Origin of the sequence: Pseudoalteromonas rubra, from assembly GCF_000967655.1 — a bacterium.
Classification (GTDB): Bacteria; Pseudomonadota; Gammaproteobacteria; order Enterobacterales; family Alteromonadaceae; genus Pseudoalteromonas; species Pseudoalteromonas rubra_A.
Genome location: NZ_JXYA01000047.1, coordinates 1 through 20,209, shown reverse-complemented (window position 1 = coordinate 20,209; position 20,209 = coordinate 1). Strand labels below are relative to the sequence as shown.

Sequence of the window (20,209 nt, the reverse complement as noted above, 5' to 3'; positions counted from 1 at the left end):
TTTAACAGGTGAATGGGAAACCTGGGCCATCGTTGTTATAACGAGTTAGAGCAACAGGTTGACTCGCTTTATCATCTGGTGCTTCAGGGAAAGATAAAATAATACCAAGAGGAGTTTTTTGAACCTGCTGGTAATTTCCTTCACTTTCAACGCACCAAACCCACTTATCAATTGTAATGGTAGACTCTGATACTGAAATGGATTCAATATCTTTGGGTGAAATCTGCTCATCGAGTACAAAAAGAAGTTTGTCACGAGACGCAGAGAGATCTCTCGCACTTAGTTTAAAGGTTGATTCATCAAGCAAGTATGCAACTGTTCCCCGAAGCTGTTCACCGGAACGCAGTGTCAGTGCAGCATCAAAAGTTCTTGCATATTTAGCAAGCTTATCTTTCTTTACTATTAGGTCTACATCCCAAGGGTAGTCATAGTCTAGCCAATCCTTTAGCAATTTAGTGGCATGACCAATAGTGTTTGTAGAACTATGAGAGATAGTTTCTTCAATGAGGCTATTGCTAAATTTAGTGTTTGACCATGCGAGAGCAACAGCTGCGGCCATTACTCCACCAAACTCAACGAAGTGTGTGTTGCTGTTACCTAGGTCGTAACTTGCTTCTGGGATCAACCCATCTTTCATAGAGGGAAATATGAAAGCACTTTCAGGGTGGTCTTTGTGCCCTGAAGCACACAATGTGTCAAAGACTTGTTGCAGTGAAAGGTTGGAATGATTTACATCGTCAGTGATACTCTCTAATATCCAAGAGTTATCGAAATAATAATGCGAAAGTGCTTCTGCTGGGTTTGGAATAGCGGGTTTTTCCGGCACGGAGACGACAAACTTATCGAAAGATAAAGAGTCGGTCATATATACGCCTCTTGCCTCATTATAGAAAGGCCCTTCGCCGAGATCTTTTATAGAAAATTGAATATTCCATGGGCATTTATAACCGAAGTATTTGTCTAGGACAGATAGTGCATTTCCGGGCAAGCATAGCTCTTTTCTAAATTCTTCGTCATTCCATGCTTTTGCAATGGCTTTTAAGTATGTTGCACGAAAGTCAAGCAATTGTTTCGTTAGTTCCATTTTTTCTCCTTGTTAAATGTATAACCCTTGTTGGTTTATTGTTTGCTCTGTGAGTGGCTGTTCTAACCACCCGAGTTTTACTGGTGTCTGGTAAAGCCGGGGGTTACCTAGTTGAGGCCAGATGTGGCAAAGACCAGGGACAAAGACTTTTACGGTGCTTACCGGTGAGAACTTTCGCGTGTATTCAAAGGCTATTACTTCCATATTTAGCTCATGTAGTGAGCTTACTATATGAGACACACAATCATTTATACTCATATTTTCGCAGTCGGTGTATGCTGTTGTCGACGCCACATGTTTGCTAGGGTATAAAAAGTCTTCATCTTTTACAGAGTTAAAATCAAAGGGAGCGCCGTTTTGGTCGCGAATTGGTATCAATTGACATAATTCTGTTAGTGCTCTTTGTGCTGCCATTTCTGGTTTTAGGTGGCAACCAAATCCAAAAATAAAGCCATTGTCTTTTTTATTTTTGCCAATTGCTGCCATGGCGGGGATACCTGAGTCATTGGTAATATCCAGCACCCAAAAATCGTGTGTACTACCAATGCTCTGTTTTATTAAAGCAAGACTGCTCGACTCGATTCGAGAAATATCAAACTCAGGCCGTACCAATTTGTTATACCACCAGATAGAGGTCGAATCCCTTTCTATTAATTCAAATAGTGCTTGCAGTATAGCTTCCTCTTTGTTGTTGCCAGCAGCACAGCCATTTGAATGCCAAAAACCGTATTTCACATCATTAAAGGGTGTGTTTGCAAAGCAGCAAACAAGGGGGATATATGCGTACTCACTATTTGTGAGGGACCAAGCTTTGTACCAATTGACAGGGCTGTTTTCATAGCTCACAACAGCTTGCTTACGGTTGAAATCCTGAGAGTTTGGGTCAGCAAAGCTCTCGATTTGAGTCTGGCTATATGGCAAAAGCTCAGAAAAGCTTATATTGCGGTGAGGCAAGTCTTCTGGACATAATAAAGTACTAGATTCGTTTCCACAATATTGGGCATTCTTTCGCTCAATCGCTTCACAAATACCACTTACTTTAGATTGAACTGGATCAACTCCTTTACCCAAACATATTTGTACGAGTGAGGTGTTATGACGTCCGAGCGAGGTATATGGTCCCTTGTAAAACCCTGTTCTATAAATTTTAATAGGGTTGCCCTGAGAGTCCGAAAACTCTTCTATATGAGTTACAAGACCAAGCTTGTTTGATACGAATGGCAGAAGCTCATTCAAGGTTGCGTCTGGGGATTTAGATCTTGAGCCGCCATCCTGGTCAAATATGCATTCTACAGGATTTAATTTTAGTTCAGGCTCTTGCTCATTTACGAGAGAAAAAGGGTCTACTGTTAAGTGCTCTGCATTATGACTCTTCGAAGAGCAGTCATGAAGCGAAATTTCAACAATAATTTGTTTGGAAGATCTATTAACCTTTTCAATTGATTTCTCAATGAGTTTACTTAGGATAACCGCATCCAACTCTGATTTCTTAATGAAAGGTGGTTTTTTGTTCTCAACGTTAACGTTATTTACGATGTTCCGAATTGGGTTGTTTGAGAGCAGGAGTTGTTCAAGTGCATCAACGAATTCGATGTTATTCTTTGCTATGAACACCTGTCCAAAAATATAAATAAGTCGAGATTTATACTTCTGATAACCAACTTCCAGAACTTGACAGTATAAGTTGTCTTTTGAATTGAAGGTTTCAACTTCTGACTTTTCTAAAGCAGTCTTAATATCCTGCACTGATATTGAATCATTGATTTCCTCGTCTATCTCAACGAGAGAAAAACGCTTCATTAACTCCAAAGTACGCATGAAAGCAATTTCGCCGTCGATATCAAGCTCATATACATTTGGTTTTCCAATGAGTTCTAAGTTGGGGAACTGCTCAGCAGGAAATTGATATAGGATTTCTTCGTAAATAACGAAAAAATCCTTGTTTGCTCCAGAGTAAACTATAGCTTTGTTTTTCCATTTGTAATTTGAATAATGCATATTAAATTAAGGCTTTATAGTTGCTATACAGTATCTTGTCTATTTCAGAGGGAGTCAGATAATCAAGCTCATTTCTTATGTTGATATCATTCAAATGCAGGTGGTCAGGGTGCGGAAAGTCACTACCATATATTAGGTTGTCAACCCCTACTGTTTTGATGCAATCTTCGATACTGGGTTCCCCAAGCTCAATTGTTAGCCAAAATTGTCTTTTAAAGTATTCAGAGGGCAACATTTTTATGTTGTGTTGAATCAGACTCGGGAACTCGGTATAGCATATATTGTCAAGCCGCCAGAGCCAGTAGGGGACCCATGAGCAGCCAGCTTCCAGTAGTAAAAACTTTAAGCTTGGATATCTCTCTGTCACACCTGACTCGACTAGAGATAAGAAAGCCATTTGGATTTCAATAGGGTGTGAGCAGGCATGTAATCCAAATCGGCTAGTAAACCTGTCCGTTCCAACTGTACTGCCCGCTAAATGTGTACCACCATGCAGTGCTACTGTGATGCCTAACTGCTCGCAACGCTCCCAAAAAGCTTCATAATCAGGGTGGCCAAGAGATCTGCCCTTGATGATCTCAGGGCGCAGTTTGATCATACGCCATCCAAACTGAGCGATTGTCTCTAACTGTGCCACCATTGTTTTAGGGTCATGGCGACTGATCACGCCTACGCCGTGCAACCTATCGGTCTCTGAACCTATATAGTCAAATAACCAGCGGTTATATGCTGCAGCAAAATCAAGCGACGCTTGAGCGTCAATTTCACTATGATTGACTATGTACATGGCGAAACTTGGAAAGAGCAAAGCTTGCTCAATACCAGAGTCATTCATTGATAGAAGCTGGTCTTTCGAACAGGTTGCAGCGAGCCTTTCCGCAATACTGTTTTCATTTTCGATTGCGGCAGCAACTTGAATGTCGGGTCCCCAGTTGCTTAGGACTGAGTGTTCTCCAATCATCAAAACAGGTGGAATAGTGAGCTCTTTATGCGGGACATTTTTTAAATATATAGGATATTTAGAAAATGTTTTCTCACTAGTATATTCTTTCCAAAGCGAAACTGGCTCTATAACGTGCCTGTCTCCATCAAAAATCTTATTTGGCATATTTAATTCTCAAGGAGGGGAAACCCCTCCTGCAAAGTTGATTTTAGCAGCAGCTAAATGGCATTTCTTTTCCTTTAGCTTCATAATCGGCTAAAGCATATGCCTTTATGTCATTATTCTCTGGAGCTGGAGGAAGTGTAAAAATTACCTCAGTAGGAAGGTGATCTGCAGTTTCCAACCAACCATTGATCGGATGTTGTTTCTCTAAAAAGCTAGCGTCATAGCTATATCCAATCAGGCTTTCTTTGTTAAACTCGTTGTAAGGAGGTGTTTCAATAACTTCTTTATTGCTTTTTAGGCCTCTGAATCGGATATATAAACCAGAAGGAGGCGTGTAATCAGACAGTTTGCTCATCATTTCTATTGGATTATCAATGACTTCTTGAAGTTTTTCATCAGATACCCATGAGTAACTGATAAGTCTTCTAAAAGCATTTCTCCACTCTGCATCTTTCTCAAAACCCCATAGCGGGTTTTCGTCTCCATGAGAGTTATCTTCTTGTATAGTTGGAGTTTGATCTGACATGTTTTTCACCTTAGATATTAGGAGTAGATTTAAGCCGGTTTTTGGCTTCGTTTAAGAAAAATAAATTACCCTGTTCTGTGCTTAACTCAATAGATTGCTCTATTACTTCTTTGGCTTCTGAGTAATTGCCAAGTTCTCTTTCGACCAGGTATAAAGAGTTCAATATAATAGGGATGGCTGGTAGCTCCCTATTTTCTCTTGACTTTTCTAAAGAGTATATAAGTATTTTCTTTGCTCTTTTATAATCACCATTCTCAGCAATCTTCAGTGCTAGGAAAACTATATACCACCCAGTGGCATAGTCTTGAGGGGACTCAGCAATACTCATGATAACTTCTTCTGATTCGTCAATTTTACCTTCATAGCAAGAAAGGAGGAAGTTTAAGTAGACTTGGTAATAGGAGAAGTTTCTTTCTTCATAAATTTTTGTGAAATATAGTTTACCAACTTCAATGACTTCTTTATCGTTATTCAAGAAAGCATTCAAAAGCGCCCTGAATAAGTAAGCCATAGCGGTAGCATGGCACGCAGAATGGCCAGAAGATTTGTCAATGGCTGTTAATGTGCAGTGATCTGCCTTGCGAATATCATTTCTATGGAGATAACTCAGTGAGGCAACAGAGTATGAAAATGGTTCAATATCTATTCCATATTGATGGAGTATGTAGTCTCTATCTGTCTTCTCAAAAAGTTCATCTTGTAGTATTTTAAAGCATTCTAGTGACTCGTCGATTCTTCCCTCGAATAGATACGATAAGATCAAATGTGCTAAAGTAACAGCTTGCTTGTTATAGTCTTTACTGCTCCGATATAACTCAAGCAATTCAGTACCAAAGAGAATGGTCTTAGGACCTCCACCACAATAAAAAAGCTCCATGAATTTGATCCAATCCAGTTTGCTTTTTATTGAAAAGTGTATATCTGAATTAGTTTTTATCACATCTGATTGGAATACACTAAACAGTTTATCTCGGAACTCAAAGGTTTGAGGAGAGGCAGTACCATAAGTACTTACAAAGCATGGATAAATCGCATCGAGTAGTTGTCCCTTGAGTAAGTCCTTTTGCTCTTTACTATTAAAATGCTCGGCAAGTTCTTCGGTATGTTGAGCGACTTCAAGTGCATGCCTGTAAGAGTATTTTGAGATTAACTCTAAAGTAAACTTTTTCGACCACTCAGCAGCGGCTTCGAAGTCACCAGCAATTTCATAGTGAAAGCTAATAACACTTGGTTCAATAACTGATTTGCTTTCATATAAGATATCCAATGATTCAGCAACCCTATGGTGTATTTTGCTTTTGGTCGAGTCCAATATACTTTCGTATGTTACATCCCTCACCAGCGCGTGTTTAAAGATATAGCTATCGCTCTCAACTCGGCGTTGTTGAATGATGAGGTCTTTCTCGATCAGTTCATTCAGGTCGTTTTGGATCTGATCTTCGCTGAGTGAAGATGCGGCGACGAGCAGGTCGTATTCGAATTCGCGGCCTATGGTGGCGGCGAGTTGTGCGGTTTCTTTGGCGTGTACCAGGCTGTCGAGTTTTTGCTGTAGCGATTCGCGCAGGCTGCTGGGGACCTGATCGAGTTTATCCGGGCTGACGAAGTTGACTTCGCCGCTTTGCTCGCTGACCAGTGCTTTTTGTTTCAGCATATCGACCAGCTCTTCGATAAACAGTGGGATGCCGTCGGTGCGGCTGACCAGGATGTCACGTACGTTTTTCGAGACGGCTTTGCCTTCGAACAGTTGCTCGATGAAATCTTCGGTTGCTTTGGCGGTGAGCTTATGTAGCTCCAGCTCCAGCAATGTCAGGTCGTGCAGGCTGTCTGGCTTAGGCTGGCGCGAGGTGCTGATCAGCACGCTGCCATCGCCAAGATTGGCTGCAAAGTGGTGGATAAACTCCAAAGTGGTGGAATCTGCCCAGTGAATGTCTTCTATGATGTACAGCTTGTGGTTGCTGAGGCTGAATTTGTGCGACAGCAGCAGGGCACTCAGGCCTTTGAACAACAACTCTTTCTGTGCATCCGGCGCCAGTGACGATGGCTGCATGTCTTCGGGCAACTCAATATTCAGCCACACCAGCAGGATAGGCAAAATGGTCTCTGTGTTGAGTGTGCTGTCCTGTTCATTAAGCAGCGATACAAACAGCTCTATGACCTCGATATTGCTGAGGTTGCTGGTGTTAAACAGGTAACGCACCAGCGTCAGAATAGGGTAGAGCGCGTTGTTCTGGTGCTCGGGCAAACACTGGGCAACCAGGTGCTGGTATTTGCCGGCGTTGGCACGAATTTCTTGCAGTAACCGCGACTTACCAATGCCGGCTTCACCGTAAATATGGGCAACCCGGGTGGTTTGTTGTTCGTTATTAATGATAGACAGGGTTTTGTCCAGTTCGCTCTGGCGGCCAATCAGCTTGTGATGATGGCGTGTACCACGCATAAAGCCAAAGGCCTCTACACGTTTTTCGCCTTTAAGGTTATAAATGGCTTGCTGTTCAAACGCCATACCCAGCTGCATATTGTCGAAATAATCGAACTCACTGTATGGCTCAAGGATGGCGCGTGACTCTGCGGTACACAAAATCTGACGTTCGCCAGCATGGCGAGCCAGTTGCATGGCTGTGTTGGCAATATGGCCTTCTGGTACGGCATTGGCGTAAGTGACAAAAATACCCGAGTGCAGGCCAATATGGGCGTTGAGTTGCACGCCGTGGGCTTCCTGCATCAGCGCATTACGCTTGCCCAGTTCGCTGATCACATCCAGTGCGGTACGTGCGCTCAGCCGCGTGTCGTTGTCGCTGGCAATAGGGTAACCAAAGTAGAACAGCGCAGTATCGGCCAGATTGCCCACATGATAGGCACCAAAGCGGGTGGCAATATCAATGCAGGTGTTGCGCTGCGACTTAAACAGGGTGTCGATGACATCCAGATCTTTGGTGTTTTCATCGAGCATTTTAGCGCTGAGGCGCAGTGCCATAACGGTGATCTGTTTGCGCTCTGTCAGCGTGGTGTAATCCTGCTGGCCGGGATGGCTTGGGTCGTCGGTGCGCAGCACCACAGTGGCATCGTCGTAACCATGTTGCGCCTGTACATCTGCCAGTACGCCCACCAGGTTCGACACATTCATAGAGTTTAGTTCATTGAATGCCTCCTCCCCTGAGATCACCCGCTCTGTGGCATTCTTTTGTAGCACACGACGCAATAATCCCGATAACGGGTGGCCAAGCAAGGCACTGGGTAGTGGAATATGCACATCGCTCAGTTGTTTGTGGTAAATCGAGGCAATGCTGGAGCCGGTAACGGCCGGTAAACCAGTTAGGCATTCTAAAAAGACCAGGCCCCAAACATAGATATCGGTTTTGGCTGAGGCTGGTTCACCACGCAATTGCTCGGGCGCACTGTAAGAGGGCGTACCCAGAGTTTCCTGGGTGAGCGTGAGTGTGGCGAAGTCCTGATGGCGGCTTTCCTGGCTGAGCGTGCCGATACCAAAGTCGAGGATCTTGGCGTAGGTTTTTGCGCCTGCCTGCGTCAGCATGATGTTGGCGGGTTTAATATCCCGGTGGACTATGCCTTTTTGGTGCGCATGGATCAGGGCATCCAGTACCTGCAACATAATGTCGGTGGCGTCGACTGCATCTAAGGCACCTTCCTGGATGAGGTGCTCACGCAAAGATTGGCCTTCTATATATTCAAACACGCCGTACAGCAGGTTTTCGTCTACCTGGCCTTTGTCCAGCAGTCGCACAATGTGCGGGTGTTGCAATTGGCTGCTGAGCGAGGTTTCACGCTTGAATCGCTCAATGTAGCGATGCTTTTTGGCTTCGTCCAGATGTGGCTCAAGTGCCAGAAACTTGATTGCCACTAGCTGATCGGTGTTTTTATTCTTTGCTTTGTATACCTTACCAAAACCGCCTTCGCCTATCTTGTGGATGAGCTCGTATTGTGTCGACTGAAAGCGATCCTGAATGTAAGGATCAGAAAATTGAGTTAGTGGCATAGTCTTTTATTTTTATCTAATTTGTTAACAGGGCTCGAACCTAAGCTCTAAATTATTGTTAAGAATTACGATTATTACAATGTTTTTTCAACATTCTTGCCATTAGCATGGCTTTATTTGACATCAGACAGATTTCACAAAGATGAAGGTCGTATTGATTATCGGCAACTAATCACGTTACTTGAGTAAAATTCAACAATATCAAGCGTTACTAAACAGTCTGAACATGCTGTTGTTCTCTGCTAGTAATCTTTACCGATTATCAATAGAGGGTCAAATGCTTCTGGCTGAGGGTTGGCAAAAATAACGGTTTAAAAGTTATAAATTACTATGTTTATCTTGCCTGTTGGTACTTAATTGGTAGGGGGAGCTTGCGGTGTAATGTCGTGTAATGTCCAATTATTCAGCAGTTTGTAATAATCTGCTGGCTTTTTGGTAGTTAAAGGTATTTATAGATGGAACGTCGTACTTTTCTTAAATCAGGCTCGCTCCTATGTGCCAGTGGTGTACTGCCCGCCAGTGCATTCGCAGCTAACACCAGTACATTTACATTTTCTGAACAAGATACTCAGCGTGTTGATGCCGGCACGTTAGATAAACTAGGCCTTACGGCACCAAAAATGTCTGTGCAGGCGCCCAGTGGCGAACAGGTTACCTTAACACTTAAGCCGTCCGTTAGCAGGCGCTACGGCGAATTACTGTATGTTTACTTCGAAATGAGCAAAGAGATTGCGGTGTTTGATGCTTATGGCAATCAGCAAGGGGCAATCGCTCTGCCGGAAGGGGTTGATATAGTCAGTGATTTTGCTATCGAGCCTTCGCAGCAGCTGGTTTACCTGATTGTTCATGGCAATCATCACATTACCGTAACGAGTTTTTACGGTGAAAAACTCGGCCAGATTGGCGAGTTTGGTATTGATATGGTTGAGCAGCTAAACGGACCTAAAAGTATTACGCTTGATGCGCATGGCCATTTGCACATTCTGGAAATGGGCACCCACAGCATCAAAGTGTTCAACAATAATGGTGCGTTTTTGTACACCTACGGCCAGGCACGACTCGCAAAACAGCCTTTTTACAGATCACTGGATGGTACACAAAATGTTGTTGTCAGTGGCGGGCAGCTGGGCGACAGAAAATGGATTTTTAATAAAGAAATTCGCAAATTAATGGCACTCAACTAGACTGAATCATGAACGCTGACAAGCGCTGAGGGCTGGCGGTTTTGCTTCTCTTAGTGCCTTGTAATTATGGAATTATCATACTTAGGTAGCGCCGATGGAAAAACATCAGACGCATTCTGTGACAACCGCAGATTATGCAGACCCAAAAGTCGACCAATTATTAAAACATACTGTTCGTAACCAGCTTGAGTCTTTGCTCAAGGCTAAACTCACCACAGCCCAGCGGCAACAAGCGCTCACCCAAAGCTTCACTGAAGCGATGACACTCATTTTTAGCACCACCCAGGCCACTCACGCTCAACTGAGTGCTGCATTTGAGGCCATGTACGAACAGGCTGTGCAGTCAATGACACAAGCACAGCTCAGCGAAGAGCTATTAACACGACAGTACATCTCTCCCACCGGGTTGATTATGTCGCCAATCAACTGCCGCCATACAATCAAAGACATCTATCGTATTCAGGGTTATGTAAAAGGCATAGATAAAGCCGTTCGTGGCATGTTGTCTCACAAAAAATCTCTTACTATCTTGTACCCCGCTTGTGGCCCGTTCGCGCCCTTGTTGTTACCGCTGCTTAGCTACTACAAAGAGCAGCATGCGTTTAACGGTGAACAAATTAAGGTGTTGTTCGTTGACACTCACCCTGGCGCCATTGTCTCACTAAGACAACTGATTAGTGATTTACAGTTAGGGGAATTTGTTGCCGACATAATAGAAGAAGACGCGACAACCTATGAGCCGCAAGAGAGCATTGACTTGCTTGTGCTCGAGGCGATGCAGCATGGTTTTACGCGCGAAGGCCAGCTGGCGATTGCAAAGCATTTGGTTAAATTCCTGGCAATGGATGGTTGGATGATCCCGCACTCTGTGTCTATTAAAGGCATGATGGTTCACGGCGAAACTGAATTTAATCAGCAATGGAAAGACGCTGAATATTGTCACTCCGGGCACTTGCAAGAGAGTGCTTTGCAGGAGCGGGTGGAGCTGGGAGAGTTGATGCGTATCGACAAATCAGCATTGTTGCAGATGCAGGAATTGGCGCTGGAGGATGGTGTTCGGGTGGTTGCAGCTAATACCATTACTTTGCCAACCGGGGTAGAGGATATGCCTGAGCGTATTCTGGCCGTGTATGCGCAGATCACCACGTTTGATGGCGAAGGGCTGGATCAGTACGATTCAGGCATTACGCATCCTAAGCCAGACATGAGTTTTTATGTTGATGCAAAGCCCAGAGAGCTCGACCATATGCACTTTGTGGCTAACAGCGGTGACACGGTCCAGTTTTATTACCAGCTCAGCGGTATGCCTGGGTTTGTGCCCGTTAAAGTATAGGAGGCAATGATGGAATCTAAGTATGCTTTATTCAGTGGCAGCTGTTTGTGTTTGGCCGCGGTGCAGTATTTGCTGCAAAGGGGTCAGCTGGGCTGTGTAGTGCTGGTCGAAGCAGAGCCGAACCCGGATCTTGTTCAGTTGCAGCAATTTTTGCACCACCATCAAATCCCTATGCTGCAATATAAAACCGAATCAGACGATGCGCTGATTGCCGAACTCGACAGGCTGGGTGTCAACAGTGGCTTGGTTTATCTGTTTAGACACAAAGTCCGCTCTAAGCTCATCGACTATTTTGCCGGGCGTTTTCTGAATATCCATCCGAGTGCATTGCCAGACTATCGTGGTCCAATGCCGGTGTTTTGGCAGCTCAAAGAGGGCGCAGAAACTATCAGGCTCACGCTTCATGAAGTAACTGAGCAATTAGATGGCGGCGCAATTGCAACGCATATTGATTTGCCTGTTCACCCGTTTGATACCTCTCAGTGTTTGCATCAGAAGATTGCCCAGATGGTACCTGCATTGCTTGAGCAGTTTACCCAGCAGCAGGCGGCAGGCACATTAACCTGGCAAGCACAAAGCGAGGACATTGAGGTTGATGGTGAACGGTGTGAGCCACGATATGCCGCATTTGTTCAGGTTGATGATTTACTGATTGACTGGCAGCGCCATACAAGCAGTGAAATAGTTAACCTGGCTCGTGCTGCCAATGCTGAGCTCGGTGGTGCCCGGTTTAAATTCCGTGAAGGTATGTTGCAGCTTATGCAGGCCAGCAGCATGGATTGTCAGCTAACGGGTATTAAGCCTGGCACCGTTTTGGAGCTCGACAGAGTGAAAGGACTGTTGGTTAAAACGAAAGATGGCGCTGTGCGCCTGGATACCGTATTAACAGAGCAAGGTATTTTTGATGGCTATCGTTTTGCAATTTTGTTTGGGTTGGAACCTGGGTTGGCCGTTGCCCCCACTTCCTCTGCGCGAATGTAAAAACATAGTTTGTGATGATTTTAATGCGCTAAATCAATTGCAAACCGATACCTTTGTACTAAATTTTACAATGGTAGCTTAGTTGAGAAGGACTCGTGAGTGGCCTGGCCGATGTACTTATTATCCTGCATTTCTAACTATGCTCTGAACTTTAACTCAGAAGCGAGATAGATATGAATATAAAGATCAATCTGACCAACCGATATGGTTATGATCTTACGCTGTTTCCTTATAACGGAGGCGATGTACCAAGTGGTGAAGGACAGCGTATTGCGAAAGTTGAAGGCACTGGCGAGATAGTTGTCGCACAGGGCGAGAGCAGTATTCTGGAAGTACCCGGAATGGGAAGCTTGTTAGTCCAGTTTTTGGGAGAGCAGAAGCTCGTTGACTGTCACGAAAGGTTCTGCGATAGCCCCAGCGAATTTGACGGTTACCCGTTAATGGCACTCTTACGTTATAAAACCACAGAATTATACTGGCGTTTTGCAGACAGCGATGATCCGGCGGAGCTCAATGTCAGCATTAATGATATCGGTACAATCTGCCTTGACAAGGTCTTGAGCGGAGAAGCGCGTAGGGTGCAATTGCCTGAGTTTTTCATCCCCCCTGTTTTTACGCCCCATTTACCAGAAGGAAACCCTGATTGATAGCTGAGCAGTGATAGCTCTACAACACATATATGCCTTACAGGCAAAGCAGTAAATAAAGTAGTAGGTGCGAACTTTTCGCAACAAGTCGATAAACCACTGAGTGAATTTTAGTGGTACTGAGCGTTTATCGTTAAAGGGTATGTTTACGAATTAGAGAGGAATTCATATGTCTACTGACCCGTATATTGGCTCAATGGGTACCTTCGGCGGTGCTTTTACAATTAGAAACTTTGCAATGTGTTTAGGCCAGACGATGGCTATTTCACAAAACCAGGCGCTGTTTGCTCTGATAGGAACTATTTACGGGGGTGATGCTCGTACGACCTACGCATTGCCAGACTTGCGTGGTCGCAGTCCGGTAGGTCAGGGTGTACGCCCAGGTGGTATGGATTATCGTCAGGGTGAAAGACAAGGTACTGAGATGGTAGGTATTGAGATCATTCATATGCCTGCGCACTCTCACACTGCGATTTTCACGCCGCTTGGTGGCACAAATCCGGTAAGTGGCACGCTACAGGTCGCAACCAATGGAGCAAATACCAAAACCCCGGATACTAGCTCTTATATAGCAGCAAACAATAGTGACGGCTTCTTCAAACCAGGTTTTGAGTCAGCAAATCTGACGACTATTGAGGGGCTAACGGTAACTGGTGGTGGCTCAGCGGGCGGAACTGTCACTGTCACTAATACAGGTGGCTCTGCACCTTTGAATATATTAAACCCGGTATTACCGGTTAACTGGCTGATTGCAACGGACGGGGTTTTCCCACCTCGTAACTAATCAGTACTGGAATTGGGCTGACCGTGCACTGGGTTGGCCCGCTTTAGCAATGGATTGTCATCAAACTGAGTTGAAATTGAAGCAAATATTAAAACGATAAAATGTCACTGGACCAGATAAATTAACGGAGTAGTAAAATGAGATTAAGTAAAGTTGCCACCGCCGTCACGTCGGCTGGTATATCAGCAGCGTTGTTTTCCGGCAATATCTGGGCAGGCCAAAAGATATTGGATTATTCCTCCGGCACAGGTACGCCAACGGATGTGAGAGATGGCGCCAGTGGCGTACCGGATATTTCTCTCGATACGGCCGGTTCGGTAACCTTTATTTTGGATGGCGGTGAGAGCGCAGACAGTTATACAGCAGAGAGCTTTGCTGTTGCCTTTAGCTCTTTTTATGCTGCAAATTTTATTGGTAACTCCGGAGCCAGCGCGACTGACAAGGCCTATAAACTCCTGGAGAGTTCAGGCACACATTTTAGTTTTGATGGCATTACCTTTGTCCGCGCGACTGCCACTGATGCAGAACACAGGGTTCGATTTACCGGCTTTAAAGACGGTGGGCAAACGGTCACGGTTGACTTAACGCCACCGGTAGGGCCAGGTGTGGGCACGACTTTTAGCTTTACGCGTAGTAGTGATTTTAATAACGCGCTCTGGCAAGACATTGACACCTTAATCATTTCATTCCCGGATACAGATCCCGCCAGTGCTTACGACTCACGCTTCGCAATCCGCAACATCACAGTAGATGATGCACCAGCGTCTGATTCAACGGCGCCTCAGTTTGAAGGTGGTACTTCAACCCCGAATGATAACGCGACCAATGTTTCTCTAAGCAATAACATCATCATAGACTTTGATGAGAATATCGCGCTGAGCAGCGGTAATATCACTATCCGCAATGTCACCGACAGCAGTGATTTTGAGGTATTTGACGTTGCCAGCGAAAGCGATGGCACAACCACTTCGCCTGGAGCTGGCCGGGTGAGTATTACCAGCGACAAAGTCTACGTGAATCCAACCAGTGATTTAACCGGCAACCGGACATACGCTATCCGTATTGACTCTGGAGCGGTAACAGATACATCCAGCAATGCCTTCACGGGGATCAGTGACGACACCACCTTTAATTTTACGACCGCCAACACAACCCCTGTTGTCGATCTGGATACAGGTAGTGGCAGTAATGACAGCAGTGCCAGTTTTTCTGAGGGCAGCGGTGCGGTTAACATTGCCAGCAGCGCCTCTGCAACGGATGCAGACAGTGACACCATAACAACCATAACAATTTCACTGACCAATGATCAGGATGGAGCATCTGAAGGCCTTAATGTGACGGCTGCTGCACAAAATGCTTTGACTGGTGTATCGGGTGCATCAGATATTACTCTGCAAGACACCATTTCTATTACGGGGGCAACGGCGACGCCTGCTGAAGTCACCACCTTCCTTCAGGCAATCACCTATAACAATACTTCGAGTACGCCAAACGAGACGGCACGCACTGTGACTGTGGTGATCAACGATGGTTCTGCGAGCAGTACAACGCGTACGGCCACCGTCAGTGTCACGGATGTCACTGCTGCCAGCTCAACAGCTGCGGGCTTTAATACCAGCAATGGCACAAATCTAAGCCCGGCTATTACGTTTGCGGGAGGGGACGAAACCCTGACTATCGCCAATGCCAGCCATACCACCGGCTCTACGGCAAGCGGTGGAACGGGCACCGATGTTCTCTCTGTACCTACCAGCACTAACCTGGCCAACTTAACGTCGTTGAGTGGCTTTGAGACGCTTACGCCAGATAGCGGCGCATCCATTACGCTGACCGAATCTCAGCATGAATCGTTTACCACCATTAATGGCGCGGGGACCAATCAATTTACACTCAGCAGTGCTGATGGCGATGGAGCGATTTCCGGTGATGCCGACATTGAAACGTATGTGCTGGGTGCCGGGTTCACCTTTACATTGGGTGGTGCTTCACAAAATGTGACGGGCAGCAGCTCGGCTGACACAGTTGTAACAGGCTCTGTAACAGCAACAGGCACATTGTCTGGCAGCGGCGGTACCGACGTATTGCAACTGGGTAATGGTGCCAGTATTGCCGGTGCGACCGTAAGTGGTTTCGAGACGTTAACAGTGGATGCTAATGCATCTGTGACGATGACTGAAGCGCAGCATGATGCCTTTAGTACAGTTAACGGCAGTGCAACAGAAAGCATAACTATCTCTGCAGCGACCGATGGCTTAACAGCAGCAAGCGCGATTGAAACTTATATTTTAGGCGCGGCAAACAGTATCACATTGAGTGCTGCGGGCCAGAATGTAACAGGTAGCAGTGGCAACGATACCATAAACATAGCTGCATTGACTGCAACGGGTACTTTGAATGCGGCTGGTGGTACAGATACCTTGTCAATGAATTCTGGTGCCAGTATTGCTGGTGCAACGGTGTCTAACTTTGAAAACCTGACATTGGCCAGTGGTGCAACCGTGTCAATGACGGCCTCTCAGCCAGCTCTATTTGGCGGTACTATCACAGCAGCAGGCACTGAAACGATTAATATCTCTGGCGACGGTGACTTTACAACGCTGGCTAACATTGAAAACTTCTCGGTCGGTGACTCTTCGACTAATAGCCGTACAGTGACCGTTGCTGCCGCTGGCACTTCTGTGACCGCATCGTCTTCTACTGATGCCGTGACATTCAACGTGGGTACGCTCAGTTACACGGGCACACTTACGGGCGATGGTACAACGGCAGATACTGTGTCTATGTCTTCAGGGGCGAATATTTCTGGCGGTACGCTTGCCAACATTGTGAATCTGACCTTGGCCAGTGGTGCATCCGTCACCATGAGCCCAGCGCAAAATGCCGCGTTTACTGGTACAGTGACGGCAGCAGGCTCTGAGACCATTACAATCAGTGGTGATGGCGACTTTACAACACTGACAGGCATTGAGACCTACTCAGTAAATGACGACACTACCAACACCCGGACCATCACAGTTACCAATGCATCGGCCACGATAGACGCAACCGTGTCTAACGATGCTATCACGTTTGATATTGCTGGCAGTGCCTTTAATGGCTCACTGGTCGGCGACCCAACTACCGGTGATACAGTGAGTGCATCAGATGGTGCGGATGTTAGTAGTGGTGGCTTTACCAACATTGGTACTTTGTCACTGGCCAGTGGCGCAACTGTCGCGATTGACGCAGCCAATGTGGCAAATAACTTTACTACGGCTATTACCGGTGCTGCGGGCTCTGAAACGCTCAAATTGATGGACGGGGGCACGTTTAACTTTACCAATACCAGTGTTTCCGAAATCGAAAACCTGGCAATTGGTACCAATAACATCTTTACCATTACGCTGACAGACAACTTTGACTCCAATGGTAATTCGGTCACTATTTCTAATGCCGTGGGCTTTGCGCTTGCTGGTGCAATTACGCTGAATGCAAGCGCGCTTAGCGGTGATACCATTAATATGACCGCCACGGACTTTGATGGTAACGACACCATCACAGGTGGTAGCGGTACCGATACCATCCGCCCGGGCGGTGGTACAGACTCGATGACAGGTAACGCAGGCAACGATAACTTTGTTGGCGACGCGTCGGATCTTAACGGCGACACCATTACCGACTTGAGTGTGGGTGACATCATAACTATCAATAGTGTCACTGGCCTGACAACCAGCAACGTGCGTTTTAATGGTACCAGCACACTTCAGGTTGATACCAATGCGACTGACTTTAGCTCCATTGAAGTGGCAATTAGCTTGTCAAATGCGCCAGCCAACTCACTTGATTTTACGGTGGCGGACAACGGCGCAAATACCGACATTACCTTCATTACGCCGAATGATGTGCCTGTATTTAGTAACCTCAATGGCGGGCAAACGTTCGTTGAAAACGGCTCGGCTGTGGTGATTGATTCAGATGTTTTGATTGCCGACACTGAACTGGACGCGCTCGACAGCGGCGCGGGTAACTACAATAACGCAACCTTGACCATTGCTCGCAACGGCGGTGCCAATGCACAGGATGTGTTTGGTAACAATGGCCTGCTGGGCACCCTGACTGAGAGCAGCACCTTTACTTACAACTCGACGACGGTCGGTACAGTTACCACTAATTCATCCGGCACGTTAGTGTTGACGTTCAACACTAGCGCAACATCTGCAATCGTAGATTCTGTGTTGCAAAATATCACTTATCAAAACAGCTCAGAAGCACCACCGGCATCTGTAACGCTCGATTATACCTTTAATGATGGTACTGCTAATAGTACGGGTAGCAATCAGGCATCCGTGACCATTACTGCGCAAAATGATGATCCAACCGATATAAGCTTGGATACGGCATCAATTAATCAGTCAGCGACTGGCGCAGGTGCAAATATTGGCACTTTGAGTACCACAGATCCTGATACCAGCGATAGCCACACTTATACTATCGTTAGCAGTGGCGCCAGTGCCAATGGCACGTGTAGTGCAGACACCAACAACGGTAGTTTCCAGATCAATGGTTCGAACCTTGAAACTCAAGCGGCATTGTCGGCTGGAAGTTATGTTGTTTGTATACAAACCAGCGATTCTACAACGACATTCCAAAAAGCATTTACGATTACCGTGAATGATGATGTGGCACCCAATGCACCGTCGACGCCAGACCTTGATGCTGGTTCAGATACTGGTTCTTCAAACACCGACAACAATACCAATGACACTACTCCAACCTTCAGTGGTACTGCGGAAAGTGGTTCAACTGTAAGGCTTTATAGTGATCAAGAAGGTGGCGGCACAACCGTTATAGGCACTGGTACTGCTACAGGTGGCAACTGGCAGATTACCACCAGTGCTCTAACTGCTGGCGTAACACATGCCATCACAGCAAAAGCAACGGATGCCAGCAGTAACGAGAGTGCGGCATCCAGTAGCTTAAGTGTCACGATAGACACAACCGCGCCTTCAGCGCCAGGCACACCTGATCTGGATGCAAGCAGCGATACTGGTACATCTAATACGGACAATATCACCAACGATACTACGGCGACGTTTACCGGCTCTGGCCCCAATGGCGGTGCTATTACGTTAATTTCAAGCATTGATGGTACTGTGGGAACCGGTACTGCAACCTTAGGTACCTGGACTATTACAACGTCTGCTTTATCAGCGGGCACACACACGATGACAGCTCGAACGACTGATACTGCAGGCAATACTGCCGATGGCTCAGGCCTGTCTGTCACAGTGGACACCAGCGTGGCAGCGGTCAGCATCACCACGCCTATCGAAGTTGATGGGCTCGTCAACGCGGCTGAAGACAACGATGTGCTGATCGCGGGTTCCGGCGCGGAGTCGGGTAACAGTGTGACCGTGACCATCACGGACAATAACAGCTCAGTGAGCCGTACGGTGACTGCTGATGGATCTGGTAATTGGACGCTGAGTGGCAGTGAGCTGGATGTTAGCGGTCTAAATAATGGCACACTCACAGTCTCGGCGACTCAAACTGATACCGCTGGTAATACCTCCAGCGCAGCCACCCAAACTATTACCCTGGACAATGCGGCGCCTTCTGCGGTGACCATCACCACGCCGATTGAGACCGACGGACGCGTCAATGCAGCTGAAGACAATGATGTGCTGATCGCCGGCTCGGGCGCCGAAGCGGGTAACAGTGTCACCGTGACCATCACGGATAACAACAGCTCAGTAAGCCGTACGGTGACTGCCGATAATTCCGGTAACTGGACGCTGAGTGGCAGTGAGCTGGATGTCAGCGGCCTGAACAATGGCACACTCACCGTATCAGCGACCCAAGCGGATACGGCGGGTAATACCTCTACGGCTGCGACACAAACCATTACCTTGGATAATGCGGCGCCTTCTGCCGTGACCATCACCACGCCGATAGAAACCGATGGCATTGTGAATGCGGCTGAAGACAACGATGTGCTGATTGCCGGTTCTGGTGCTGAGTCGGGTAACAGCGTTACCGTGACCATCACGGATAACAACAGCTCGGTGAGCCGCACCGTAACCGCCGATAGCTCCGGTAACTGGACGCTGAGTGGCAGTGAGTTAGATGTCAGCGGCCTGAACAATGGCACCTTGACGGTGTCGGCGACCCAAGCGGATACGGCGGGCAATACCTCTACGGCTGCGACGCAAACCATTACCCTGGATAATGCCGCACCTTCTGCGGTGACCATCACCACGCCGATCGAAACCGACGGACTGGTCAACGCAGCCGAAGACAACGATGTACTCATTGCCGGTTCTGGCGCTGAGTCGGGTAACAGCGTTACCGTCACCATCACGGATAATAATTCATCAGTCAGCCGCACCGTGACCGCCGATAACTCCGGTAACTGGACGCTGAGCGGCAGTGAGCTGGACGTCAGTGGTCTGAACAATGGCACCTTGACTGTGTCGGCAACACAAGCGGATACGGCGGGCAATACCTCTACGGCTGCGACGCAAACCATTACCCTGGACAATGCTGCGCCGTCTGCGGTGACCATCACGGCACCGATAGAAACCGATGGCA

The 20,209-nt window shown here is 46.7% G+C and carries 11 protein-coding genes; 6 read left to right on the top strand and 5 right to left on the bottom strand.

Annotation, left to right across the window (positions count from 1 at the left end; genetic code table 11):
• Position 1: 1 nt before the first annotated feature.
• From TW77_RS18550 to TW77_RS18530, 5 genes are read right to left on the bottom strand one after another with little or no spacing between them, the layout of a single operon-like run.
• Complete coding sequence (locus tag TW77_RS18550; protein WP_046006471.1) at positions 2-1,084, bottom strand: BMA_0021/BMA_0022 family TOMM bacteriocin; 1,083 nt, start codon at positions 1,082-1,084, stop codon at positions 2-4.
• Between the two features lie 12 nt (positions 1,085-1,096).
• Positions 1,097-3,082 carry a YcaO-like family protein gene (locus tag TW77_RS24445; RefSeq protein ID WP_052713266.1) on the bottom strand — a complete coding sequence of 662 codons (1,986 nt, stop codon included), beginning with the start codon at positions 3,080-3,082 and terminating at the stop codon, positions 1,097-1,099.
• A 1-nt stretch (position 3,083) separates the two neighbouring features.
• On the bottom strand, positions 3,084-4,190 hold the full coding sequence (locus TW77_RS18540; RefSeq protein ID WP_046006470.1) for an amidohydrolase family protein: 1,107 nt from the start codon (positions 4,188-4,190) through the stop codon (positions 3,084-3,086).
• 43 nt (positions 4,191-4,233) lie between these two features.
• The gene (locus tag TW77_RS18535; protein WP_046006469.1) at positions 4,234-4,716 is read right to left on the bottom strand and encodes a hypothetical protein; all 483 of its coding nucleotides are present in this window, start codon (positions 4,714-4,716) and stop codon (positions 4,234-4,236) included.
• Positions 4,717-4,726: 10 nt separating this feature from the next.
• The gene (locus TW77_RS18530; RefSeq protein WP_082078976.1) at positions 4,727-8,710 is read right to left on the bottom strand and encodes a TOMM system kinase/cyclase fusion protein; all 3,984 of its coding nucleotides are present in this window, start codon (positions 8,708-8,710) and stop codon (positions 4,727-4,729) included.
• A 455-nt stretch (positions 8,711-9,165) separates the two neighbouring features.
• Between TW77_RS18530 and TW77_RS18525 the strand changes: the two genes are divergently transcribed.
• The 6 genes from TW77_RS18525 to TW77_RS24440 all read left to right on the top strand — a co-directional run.
• Positions 9,166-9,894 (top strand): hypothetical protein, encoded by a 729-nt coding sequence (locus tag TW77_RS18525; RefSeq protein ID WP_046006468.1) that lies wholly within the window; start codon positions 9,166-9,168, stop codon positions 9,892-9,894.
• A gap of 94 nt (positions 9,895-9,988) precedes the next feature.
• Positions 9,989-11,227 (top strand): hypothetical protein, encoded by a 1,239-nt coding sequence (locus tag TW77_RS18520; protein ID WP_052713265.1) that lies wholly within the window; start codon positions 9,989-9,991, stop codon positions 11,225-11,227.
• Positions 11,228-11,233: 6 nt separating this feature from the next.
• The gene (locus TW77_RS18515) at positions 11,234-12,208 is read left to right on the top strand and encodes a methionyl-tRNA formyltransferase (RefSeq protein ID WP_082078975.1); all 975 of its coding nucleotides are present in this window, start codon (positions 11,234-11,236) and stop codon (positions 12,206-12,208) included.
• Between the two features lie 173 nt (positions 12,209-12,381).
• Positions 12,382-12,855, top strand: a complete 474-nt coding sequence (locus TW77_RS18510) for a hypothetical protein (protein WP_046006467.1) — start codon at positions 12,382-12,384, stop codon at positions 12,853-12,855.
• Positions 12,856-13,024: 169 nt separating this feature from the next.
• Entirely contained in the window at positions 13,025-13,639 is a 615-nt protein-coding gene (locus TW77_RS18505) for a phage tail protein (RefSeq protein ID WP_046006466.1), read from the top strand.
• 137 nt (positions 13,640-13,776) lie between these two features.
• Positions 13,777-20,209, top strand: a 6,433-nt coding sequence (locus tag TW77_RS24440) for an Ig-like domain-containing protein (protein WP_205623885.1), incomplete at its 3' end; no start/stop codon positions are given.

Excerpts from the sequence above, each read along its gene's own strand:
- TW77_RS18550 (WP_046006471.1), bottom strand. The coding sequence starts at position 1,084 with ATGGAACTAACGAAACAATTGCTTGACTTTCGTGCAACATACTTAAAA.
- TW77_RS24445 (WP_052713266.1), bottom strand. The coding sequence starts at position 3,082 with ATGCATTATTCAAATTACAAATGGAAAAACAAAGCTATAGTTTACTCT.
- TW77_RS18540 (WP_046006470.1), bottom strand. The coding sequence starts at position 4,190 with ATGCCAAATAAGATTTTTGATGGAGACAGGCACGTTATAGAGCCAGTT.
- TW77_RS18535 (WP_046006469.1), bottom strand. The coding sequence starts at position 4,716 with ATGTCAGATCAAACTCCAACTATACAAGAAGATAACTCTCATGGAGAC.
- TW77_RS18530 (WP_082078976.1), bottom strand. The coding sequence starts at position 8,710 with ATGCCACTAACTCAATTTTCTGATCCTTACATTCAGGATCGCTTTCAG.
- TW77_RS18525 (WP_046006468.1), top strand. The coding sequence starts at position 9,166 with ATGGAACGTCGTACTTTTCTTAAATCAGGCTCGCTCCTATGTGCCAGT.
- TW77_RS18520 (WP_052713265.1), top strand. The coding sequence starts at position 9,989 with ATGGAAAAACATCAGACGCATTCTGTGACAACCGCAGATTATGCAGAC.
- TW77_RS18515 (WP_082078975.1), top strand. The coding sequence starts at position 11,234 with ATGATGGAATCTAAGTATGCTTTATTCAGTGGCAGCTGTTTGTGTTTG.
- TW77_RS18510 (WP_046006467.1), top strand. The coding sequence starts at position 12,382 with ATGAATATAAAGATCAATCTGACCAACCGATATGGTTATGATCTTACG.
- TW77_RS18505 (WP_046006466.1), top strand. The coding sequence starts at position 13,025 with ATGTCTACTGACCCGTATATTGGCTCAATGGGTACCTTCGGCGGTGCT.